The organism is Arthrobacter ginsengisoli (assembly GCF_031456935.1).
In the GTDB taxonomy this organism is placed as follows: domain Bacteria; phylum Actinomycetota; class Actinomycetes; order Actinomycetales; family Micrococcaceae; genus Arthrobacter; species Arthrobacter ginsengisoli.
This window is the reverse complement of the sequence record NZ_JAVDVQ010000047.1, coordinates 1-9,385: the sequence shown is the minus strand read 5'-3', so window position 1 is coordinate 9,385 and position 9,385 is coordinate 1. Positions and strand designations below refer to the sequence as shown.

General features: G+C 61.7%; 7 protein-coding genes. 3 read left to right on the top strand and 4 right to left on the bottom strand.

Annotated elements, in window-relative coordinates; all coding sequences use genetic code 11:
- Positions 1–8 precede the first annotated feature (8 nt).
- The 3 genes from J2X01_RS21630 to J2X01_RS21620 all read right to left on the bottom strand — a co-directional run bounded on the left by J2X01_RS21630 (position 9) and on the right by J2X01_RS21620 (position 3,935).
- Positions 9–1,607, bottom strand: a complete 1,599-nt coding sequence (locus tag J2X01_RS21630) for a bifunctional 3-(3-hydroxy-phenyl)propionate/3-hydroxycinnamic acid hydroxylase (RefSeq protein WP_310062521.1) — start codon at positions 1,605–1,607, stop codon at positions 9–11.
- A 35-nt stretch (positions 1,608–1,642) separates the two neighbouring features.
- Complete coding sequence (locus tag J2X01_RS21625; RefSeq protein ID WP_310062519.1) at positions 1,643–2,506, bottom strand: fumarylacetoacetate hydrolase family protein; 864 nt, start codon at positions 2,504–2,506, stop codon at positions 1,643–1,645.
- 73 nt (positions 2,507–2,579) lie between these two features.
- Entirely contained in the window at positions 2,580–3,935 is a 1,356-nt protein-coding gene (locus tag J2X01_RS21620) for an MFS transporter (RefSeq protein ID WP_310062516.1), read from the bottom strand.
- A gap of 177 nt (positions 3,936–4,112) precedes the next feature.
- On the opposite strand from J2X01_RS21620, the gene J2X01_RS21615 reads away from it, so the two are divergent.
- Positions 4,113–4,817 carry a GntR family transcriptional regulator gene (locus tag J2X01_RS21615; RefSeq protein ID WP_310062513.1) on the top strand — a complete coding sequence of 235 codons (705 nt, stop codon included), beginning with the start codon at positions 4,113–4,115 and terminating at the stop codon, positions 4,815–4,817.
- Between the two features lie 195 nt (positions 4,818–5,012).
- Here J2X01_RS21615 and J2X01_RS21610 read toward each other — a convergent pair whose 3' ends face one another.
- On the bottom strand, positions 5,013–5,609 hold the full coding sequence (locus J2X01_RS21610) for a PadR family transcriptional regulator (RefSeq protein WP_310062510.1): 597 nt from the start codon (positions 5,607–5,609) through the stop codon (positions 5,013–5,015).
- Positions 5,610–6,265: 656 nt separating this feature from the next.
- Here J2X01_RS21610 and J2X01_RS21605 point away from each other — a divergent pair.
- Both J2X01_RS21605 and J2X01_RS21600 read left to right on the top strand, forming a co-directional pair.
- Positions 6,266–7,864 carry an FAD-dependent monooxygenase gene (locus J2X01_RS21605; RefSeq protein ID WP_310062507.1) on the top strand — a complete coding sequence of 533 codons (1,599 nt, stop codon included), beginning with the start codon at positions 6,266–6,268 and terminating at the stop codon, positions 7,862–7,864.
- Between the two features lie 96 nt (positions 7,865–7,960).
- The gene (locus J2X01_RS21600; protein ID WP_310062503.1) at positions 7,961–9,283 is read left to right on the top strand and encodes an MFS transporter; all 1,323 of its coding nucleotides are present in this window, start codon (positions 7,961–7,963) and stop codon (positions 9,281–9,283) included.
- Positions 9,284–9,385 lie beyond the last annotated feature (102 nt).

Genomic DNA, 9,385 nt, shown 5'->3' with positions numbered 1-9,385 from the left:
CATATTCCTTAGCGTAGGGAGGGGGCTTGCTGGCCAGCGGGGACTGCCGGCGGTGAGGCCGGTGTGCCCAGGACGGGGACGAGCCGTCCGAGGGATGCGAGGGCGGAACTTTCCGTGCCTGTGAGGCAGGCGGCGGCAACGTACCGGTCCGGGCGCACGATGAGGCTGACGTTGTGCTGTCCCAGCGGCAGGAATGCATCATCCAGGTCGGTCACCAGGATTGTCTCCCCGGGCTTCCCGGCCGGTGCATCCACGCCGATCCGCTGGACCTGGATTTTTCCCGCAGGGCCTGCGCGCAGGATGGACCATCCGTATCCCAGGACCTCATCCAGCGGCACACGCTCCCCGTCGACGAGCTCCACGGTCGGCTGGGAAAGGGATCGTCCGACCAGTGCTGCTGCGGCCTTGGGTACCTCCGGGCCGGGCGTCACCACACACCCCTGGGTGAAATGGGGCTGCTTGAGGAATCTCATGCCGACGAGCCAGGCTTTGACGGAGGGGATGATCCCGGACGCTGTGATGGCGGCATCGCGGAGCGGGGTGAGCTTCGGGTTGGTGCTCATGACCACCTTGCCGATGCGGTGGGAGATCCTGACCATGTCCCGGGCGTGCGGGCGGCGTTCGGAGTCGTAGGTCGAGATCAGCGCATCGGTTCCGGTCCCCTTCACGGCGGCAGCGACCTTCCACGCCAGGTTGGCGGCGTCCCGGATCCCGGCGTTGAGCCCCTGCCCCGCGAAGGGAGGCATCATATGGGCTGCGTCCCCGGCCAGCAGGACCCGGCCCTGACGGAAGGTCAGGGCCACCCGCTGGTGGGCCACGTAGACGGCGGCCCGGCGGATGTCCTCGGGGCGCACCTCCTGAAACGGCTTGACGAGCGACGCGACCGCCTCCGGCGTGGTCATCTCGGCCGGAGTCTCGCCGGGCAGGAGCATGAACTCAAAGCGCCGCCTGCCCTTGACGCCGGGAACTACGACGCAGGGGCGTGAGCCGTTGCAGTAGAAGTCCGCGAATTTTTCGTGCTCGCCGGTGTTCAGGATGTCTATGACGATCCACTTCTGGACCTGGGTGGATCCTTCCATCGGGATGCCCAGCTGCGTGCGGACCGGGCTGCGTCCGCCGTCGCAGGCCACCACCCAGGTGGCCCGTACGGTCTTCTTTCCGGTGTCATCGATGAGGGTGACATCGGCGTGGGTTCCGCGGTCCTGGACGGAGAAAGCCTCGGAACCGAAGCGGACGTCGATGTTGCGCTCCCTGGCCGCTTCCAGCAGCAGCGACTCCATGACCGGCTGGTCGAATTGGGATTTTCCGGGCTGGCCCAACCGGCGGCCGGCCGGGCGGGCTTCGGCCAGCAGCTGGCCATTGCGTCCGTAGTACCTGGAGCCCGTGCCCATCAGCATTTCCGGACCGAGGCGGTCCATGATGCCGATCTGCTGCATGATCCGCAGCGTCTCATCGGTCACGCTGATGGCTCGGGGCTCATCCCCGCTGCCGGGGAGTTTGTCTACGAGCACGACCCGGACGCCGAGGTCGGCCAGGAGGTTGGCGGTGGTCAGGCCGGTGGGGCCGGCTCCGATTACCAGCACATCGGTTTCGGTCAATTGGTCCATGGGAAATCGTCCTTCTGCACGGTGGGAATCAGGAATCAGGCCGAGGGGACGACCGTGTTGCGCAGCACGCCCAGGCCCGTGATCTCCACTTCCACCACGTCGCCTTCATTGAGCAGGCCGGAAGGCGTCATGAACCGGCCGACGCCGCCGGGGGTCCCAGTGACGATCACGTCTCCGGGGGACAGTGGCGTGAAACCGGTGATGTAGGCGATCAGCTGCGGGATGGTGAAGTACAGGTCCGCCACGGAGGCCTTCTGCCGGACGTCACCGTTCACGCGGGTTTCCAGGGTGAGCTTGGTGACGTCGCCCAGGTCGGCGGCGGGAACCAGGTAGGGGCCGAAGCCGCCGGTGCCCGGGAAGTTCTTGCCCGGGGTCCACTGCGTGGTGGCCAGCTGCCAGTCGCGGACGCTGAAGTCGTTGTAGGCGCTGTACCCGGCGACGTAGTCGAAGGCCTCATCTTCGGCGACGTGCCAGGCCTGCTTGCCGATGACCAGGGCCATTTCGCCCTCGTAGTCGAACTCATTCGTCGTCGCAGGCATCAGGGCCGGCTGCAGGTGGCCCATCTGGGAATCAGCGAAGCGGGTGAAGATGGTCGGGGCCTTCTGCTCCTTCTGGTGCGCTGCGTTGCCCGTTTCGTTCTGGTGGCTGCGGTAGTTCACGCCGATGCAGATGACCTTGCCCGGATCGGTGATGGCCGGAAGGAACTCAATATCAGCTTCCGGCCGGACCGGAGCGGTGCGGAATTCCTCGCCGAGGGCGCCGAAGATGCCCTGCTCGACGGCGGCACGCAGCGTGGGAGCAAGGTTCAGGCCGGTGGGGCCAAGGTCATAGGCCTGGGCGTCGATGATGACGCCCCAGGTGGGGGATCCGTCGGCGGCGGTGAAGCTGGCGTAGTTCATGAATTTTTCCTTTTCGTGCAGGAGGAGTATCCCCCTGGTCGGGCTGTGTGGGTAATGACGTGTGGGGCCGGATCTAACCGGCCAGGTCCTTGCGGAAGGACTCGCGGGTGAGCAGGACTGCCACCGCTCCCAGGACGAAAGCTGCGCCGATAAAGACCGCGACGAAGGTGGCATCCTTTCCGCCGCTGGCAGCGAGGATATTGGCGGAAATCAGGGGTGCGAAACCGCCGCCGAGGGTAGCGGCCAGCTGGTAGCCCAGTGATGCCCCGGTGTAGCGGGAGGTGGTGGCAAACTGTTCACTGATGAAGGAACTCAGTGTGCCCAGGAGGCAGGCCACAATCAGCCCGTAGCCGATTACATAGCCGATGATCACCCGGAATGCGTCCCCGCTGCCGATCAGCTGCAGTACCGGATAGGCAAGCAGTGCACCGGCGACGTATCCGCCGATCAGAACCGGCCTGCGGCCCAGACGGTCCGAAAGCGCCCCGAACATCGGGAGGGTGAAGATATTTACGAATCCGCCCGCTGCCGCTGCGAAGAGCGCGACGGAACGGTCCACACCGCCGAGGATGGCGAACGTCAGGCCGAAGGTTGCCAGCAGCGTCTGGAAGGCCAACCCGCCGGCACCGGCAAAGCAGGTCAGCAGCACAGCCTTGGGGCGCCGGAGAACTTCCAGCAGCGGCATTGGGCGCTTCGTCACGCTCAACTCTGAGGCGTTCTGCAGGGCCTTTTTGAACAGCGGCGACTCGTGCACCCCCAAACGGATCCACAGGGCCAGGCCGACCAAAACTGCGCTGAGCAGGAACGGGACCCGCCAGCCCCAGGCGAGGAAGTCATCTTTGGAGAGCAAGGAGAATGCGCCCATGATCGCCGCGGCGAGGACGGCCCCTGTCGGGGCGCCGGCATTAACGATTGCAGCGGAGAAACCGCGGCGGCGCGAGTTCGAGTGTTCCAGAGCCATCAGGGTGGCACCGCCCCATTCGCCGCCGAGCGCGACGCCTTGGATCACGCGCAGCAGGATGAGCAGCAGCGGCGCCGCCACGCCGATCTGGGCCTGAGTGGGGAGCAGACCGATTGCGGTCGAGGCGACACCCATCAGAGCCATGGTCAGAACCAGCATTTTCTTGCGGCCCAGGCGGTCTCCGAAGTGGCCGAAGATTGCCCCGCCGAGCGGACGGGCAAGATAACCGACCGCCAGGGTTCCAAAGGATGCAATGGTTCCGGTCAAGGGGTCCAGCTGGGCGAAGAAGATCTGCCCGAATACCAGGCTGGCAGCGGTGCCATAAACCAGGAAGTCATAGAACTCCACAGCGCTGCCCAGGTAGCTGGACAGCAGGACGCGGCGCATGTGGCGGCGTTCCTCCGGGGTTTGGGCCGTGCTCTGCGCCGGAACGTCGGCGGCTACTCTGGCCGGTGTCGCATTACTCATAAATCCACGCTCCAATGGGTGGGCGCCCTACGGCGACGAACAAAGAATCAAGGGAATCAGCAGCCCTGAGACCGGCCGCTGAGGCCTGGGATTGTGGTGCTGATCACCCAAAGCTAACCACAAATACTCTACTTGTCAAAGGATAGTATTTTATTTGAAGAATGGTAGAGTATCTGTATGGCATCAGTCGAAGCGATGAACAACAGAGGAACGCGCCCCATGGACCTCGTGCGGAGGGACATTCTGGCCGCGCAATGGGTACCGGGCGGAAAACTCCAGCCCGCCGTCCTGGCAGCCCGGTACGACACGAGCACGACCGTCATCCGGGAGGCCCTGACCGGGCTGGCCGGCGACGACCTGGTAGTGATCAAGCCAAACAGGGGATTCTTCGTCCGTGATCTCAACCTCAGGGACCTGAACGACATCACGGAGCTCCGGTGCACCACCGAAGCCCTGGCCGTCAAACTGTCCATCGAACGCGGCGGCCTCACTTGGGAATCAAGCCTGATAGCTGCCCACCACGAGCTCACCCGCACCCCGCGCCGGACAAAAGATGACCCTGACCGCATCAACGAAGACTGGGCTGTTGCCCACCGGGCCTTCCACGCCAAGCTGCTCCAGGCCTGCGCATGCCCCCTGATGACGCGGCTGGCCGCGAACCTGGCCGATCACACTGAGCTTTACCGGCGATGGGCAGCGCCGTCCCAGGCGGCGGCGGTACGCGACGTCGAGAAAGAACACCGCGACATTCTGGAGGCCGCGCTTGCCCGCGATGCTGACCGGGCTGCCGCGCTGTTGCGGGCCCACTACCAGGCAACCGTTGACGTGGTCCTGGAATCGGGCTTAGCGCAGGGAATCGAATCCCCCTCTCCTGCCAGCTGATACGCCCGCAGGGAAGCCGGATCTTAACCTTGATTCCCGAAGGCCAGTAGTGGCGCCGGCCAATTCGTGCATTCTGCGGACACTGGCATCCCCGCTACCCTGTTGACGGGCGCTGGCAGCTCCCTTCCCCCGGAAGGCCGAGAGGTGGCGGTGTGCTCCGGTCTCGGATAGGCGAGGGTACTGGAGCCCTTGGCCTCAGGCGGCTGCTTCTGGTCCGTAAAGCCTGTCGAGCAACCGCAATCCCCGGTGGGCCCAGGAAATTTCCGCTTCAGAATCGAGGATTAGCCCCTCGTAGGCATAGCGTTTAAAAGCCCGGGTACCTTCTTGGTCCTGCGGTGCCGTTTTCTCGAGACGACGATTAAGTATGGGGGAGGTGCCGGAGTCGATCTGGTAAAGGATCTTCTCCCAGCCTTGGATCTGGTCGCTGTGGTGCTCTATATGTGCCCGAAGCTGGGCGCGGGCTGCCGAGGGCTCTGCGGTTTCCATGTAAGTCGCACGCAGGCGGACTTGGTCGCGCTCACGCTGATATGTGTTGGGTGTGTTCATCCAGGCCGCGAAGGCCTCTTTGCCTGACGCTGTGATGTGGTAACGGCGTTTGGTTCCTGAGCGCCCGCCCGGCAACTCCTCCCCCTCGAGGAGCCCTTCGCGTTCCATTTTGCGCAGTTCGGGATAAATCTGGGAGTCCGGCGCGTACCAGACATGGCCGACCGAGGCCTCAAAGTGCTTGTACAGGTCGTAACCAGACATCGCGTCGGCCTTGAGGATGGCCAGCAGTGCGTAACGCAGACTCATTGAACTCCTAGTAGTGCGGTGCCGCGACGTCGGTTGTACCTTCTCCGTCTCCGACCAGGCCACTTTAGCCCGCTACGGGTCCCGTGCGCCGCTGGCTGAGGGCGGGCGCGGAACCGTGTCCCCTGTCGCCCATGATAGTTCTGCCTGGAAGACTCACACGCAATTTTATCACTATCCCAGTAGTCCTATCCGGCGACGACTGCTTAGACGATTCAGGAGAAGATTCATTGCTCACCGTGAACCATCAGACTTCCAGTAACTATTTTTGGCCTATGGACATAGGTATAGTCTTCGTATATATTCATGAGTGATGAGGACCACATCACGACCTCGAGCAAGTTGAAGGGCCGCTGCCGGACCCCGGCAGGCGTCTGCCCCGCCGGGGGCATGAGTCGATGAGCAATGAAGTCGCGGGCTGAGCCCTCGCTACGATCTCCGTGCCGCCGGACTACCTCCAAGTGCTGTCGTAAAAGCTATGCAGGTTGCCGAAGTGTTCGGCTTCCGTGTGGTCGTCACCTCCCCTCCTGAACACCCTTAGCTCTCCAAGGGCCCCTAAGAAGAAAGATCAAATGATGGGAACTTCTATCGCAACACCCCCGCAAGACCTGAGTCATGGGATGGGAGCGGAAAATACAAGGGCTTCGAGCCCTGGAGGCGTGTACGACATCGTCATCGTAGGTTATGGACCCAGCGGGGTCACGGCCGCCAATCTCGCCGCTATGCAGGGGCTCCGCATCGCGATTGTTGAAAAAGACACAGACGTTTTTCCCAGGCAACGCGCCATTTCATGTGACGACGAGGTCATGCGGGTTTTCCAAACAATCGGTTTGGTCGGACCCATCCGGGCGGCGATGCACGAAGGAGTCACCTCCAAGTTCGTCACGTCCAAGGGCAAGGAGATCCTCAGTCTCGCCTCGTCCATCACTCACAACGGCTACCACCAGCGTAATTTCTTCCACCAGCCCCATCTTGAGGGAGAGCTGCGAAATGGGATCCTGCGCTACCCCGAGCTGGTGGACCTATTTCTTGGACATGAGGCCGTCTCCGTCGTAAATGGCCCGGATACCGCAACGGTCACCATCAAGTCGACCACTGATGACAGGAACACCATCCTCGAGGGCAAGTATGTTTTCGCCTGTGATGGTGGCAGCAGCACAATCCGTAAGTCCCTGGGGATCCCGATGGAGGGCACGTCCTTGCCCGATCCCTGGTTTGATGTCCAGGGTGAGACCCTGCAGCCGATGCAGGGCACGCCGTACTTCAAGTTCATTTGCGACCCGAAGCGCCCGGGCGTTGACTGCCCGTGCCCTGGAGGAATGCACAGGTTTGAGTGGAGGATCAACAAAGGCGACAACGTCGGGCAAATGTCGTCCAAAGTCTGGTCCATCATCAATGACCTGGCGCGTAAAGGCAGCGGAAATCCCGCACTTAAAATCAACGAAGAAAACCTGGATGTAAAGCGCACGTGGCAGTACACCTTCCATGTCCGCCGGGCCACCCAGTGGAGAATGGGTCGCGTATTCCTGCTCGGTGACGCGGCACATATCATGCCGGCCTTTGCCGGCGCCGGTATGGCCTCCGCTATCCGCGACACTGTCAACCTGGTTTGGAAAGTGAAGGCCGTGATCGACGGCCGGGCATCGGATTCTCTTCTTGATACCTATGAGGATGAGCGTGAGCCGCACGCGGCAGCAATAACAAAATACGCCGAGAAACTTGGCAAAATCGTTCAGGTGAAAAACCCTGTCCTTGCCTCACTGCGGAACTCTTACTTCCGAACCATTCGGCATATTCCCGGCCTGAAATCCTACACGAACTCGATGAAGGGAAAGCCGGTCCCAGGTTTCCAGTCAGGATTCGTCGCACGTCCAAACCACCAGAAAACACCCGTCGGAAGGACGTTCCCCAACTACGACGTTGGGACCGAGAACGGGCGCATGCTTCTGGATGACTACATGGGTCAGGACCTCTGCATTTTTGGCCTTAATGCCGACCCTCGTACGCTGCTTACCCCTGAGGAACTCAGCGCCTGGGAAGCATGGGGTGCCCGGTTCATCCGCATCCGGACCGGAACCCTGGTCGTTGGGCACGATGAAGTCGGAGATCCTGTCGGCCGCCTGTGGGAGTGGTTCCAAAAGAACAACAACGCCCAGCTAGCCATCGTACGACCGGACCGCATCGTTTACGGAGTCGATTCAGACCGCGTTGACCTTTCGCCGCGGTTTGCTGAAGTCAAAACCAAGACCACGGCTTAGGCAGATCAGCCATGCACGACTACTACCCTAAACCGGACGGCATCCTAGCCCATGGAATAAACCTCCTCGCCATTATTCTCTTGAGAAACGGTTGTCATGAACGCAATTAACGGCATTTCTCCTTCAGTGACGCAGGATCGACCCGTTGACCGTAAAGGAAATGCCCGGCGAGCTGCCGTAGCAAGCTATCTGGGAACAACGGTTGAATTCTACGATTTCTTTATATACGGAACAGCTGCCGCACTGATCTTTCCCACGGTATTCTTCCAGAACGTACCCCCTGCGCTGGGTGTGATCCTCTCCTACGTAACTTTGGCCGCAGGTTACGCTGCCCGTCCATTGGGCGGCATCCTCTTCGGACATTTCGGTGACCGCGTGGGACGAAAGAAGATGCTCGTCCTCTCCATGATGATCATGGGCGTGGTCTCAATAGCAATCGGAATCCTGCCGTCAACTGCAACTATCGGCGTCCTTGCACCTGTCCTTCTGGTTCTGCTCAGAGTCATTCAGGGCATCGCAGTCGGCGGAGAATGGGCGGGGGCCTCACTCATGGCCCTCGAACACGCACAGCCCAAGAACAGGGGATTCGCCGCCAGCATCGTTTCCAGTGGTGCTCCCTCCGGAGCCGTCTGCGCAACCCTGGTATTTGCAGCGCTTTCCTCAATGCCCAAGGAACAGCTTCTGTCCTGGGGATGGAGAGTGGCCTTCCTGGCATCCGTGATCCTGGTAATCATTGCAGTCATCCTTCGCACGAAGGTCACTGAATCCCCGGAGTTCCTGCGCGACGTAGCAGAGGGCAAGAACAAAACTAAGGTAGCCCCGCTCCTCTCCGTACTCCGTAATTCCCCGGGCCGTCTGACGAGCGGAACCCTGGCCGGGATCGCGCCCTTCTTCCTGCAATCACTCCTGGCCACATTCGTCATCACCTATGCCGTCACCCAAGGGCACGTACAGTCCACCGTCCTGTGGATGGTGACCATCGCCAACGCCCTCATGATTTTCACCGTTCCCGCGTTCGCCGCACTCTCTGACCGCATCGGCCGGAAACCGGTGATGTTGGCCGGATACGTGGGCGGGATCCTGACAATCTGGGCAGTGTTCGCTCTGGTGTCAGACGGAAGCACCCTGCTCCTGCTGCTGGCCTTCATCATCGCAAACCCGATCGTCAACGGACTCATGTATGGACCGATGGGCGCATTCCTATCGGAAAAGTTCAGCACCGAAACCCGGTACACCGGGATGGCCCTGTCCTACCAAATCGCGACCTTGGTAGGCGCCGGATTCGCCCCGCTGATCGCTTCCTCCCTGGTGCTAGCCGGCGGAGGCGAAACCTGGATGATTTCGCTCTGCTTCGTCGGAATGTGTCTGATCGGCGCCTTCGCCGTCCTTTTGGGCAAGGAACATAGCAAAACATCCTAATTCACGCCCTGAGGCTGTCTCATCCGGTTTCGCATGAGACAGCCTCACCGCAGGCGGCATGCCTGCCTGCCGAACGCCGCCCCATCCGTTGCTAGGAGATAC

Bases quoted from the DNA above. Each gene is read 5' to 3' on its own strand.
- J2X01_RS21630 (WP_310062521.1), bottom strand. From the start codon at position 1,607: ATGGACCAATTGACCGAAACCGATGTGCTGGTAATCGGAGCCGGCCCC.
- J2X01_RS21625 (WP_310062519.1), bottom strand. From the start codon at position 2,506: ATGAACTACGCCAGCTTCACCGCCGCCGACGGATCCCCCACCTGGGGC.
- J2X01_RS21620 (WP_310062516.1), bottom strand. From the start codon at position 3,935: ATGAGTAATGCGACACCGGCCAGAGTAGCCGCCGACGTTCCGGCGCAG.
- J2X01_RS21615 (WP_310062513.1), top strand. From the start codon at position 4,113: ATGGCATCAGTCGAAGCGATGAACAACAGAGGAACGCGCCCCATGGAC.
- J2X01_RS21610 (WP_310062510.1), bottom strand. From the start codon at position 5,609: ATGAGTCTGCGTTACGCACTGCTGGCCATCCTCAAGGCCGACGCGATG.
- J2X01_RS21600 (WP_310062503.1), top strand. From the start codon at position 7,961: ATGAACGCAATTAACGGCATTTCTCCTTCAGTGACGCAGGATCGACCC.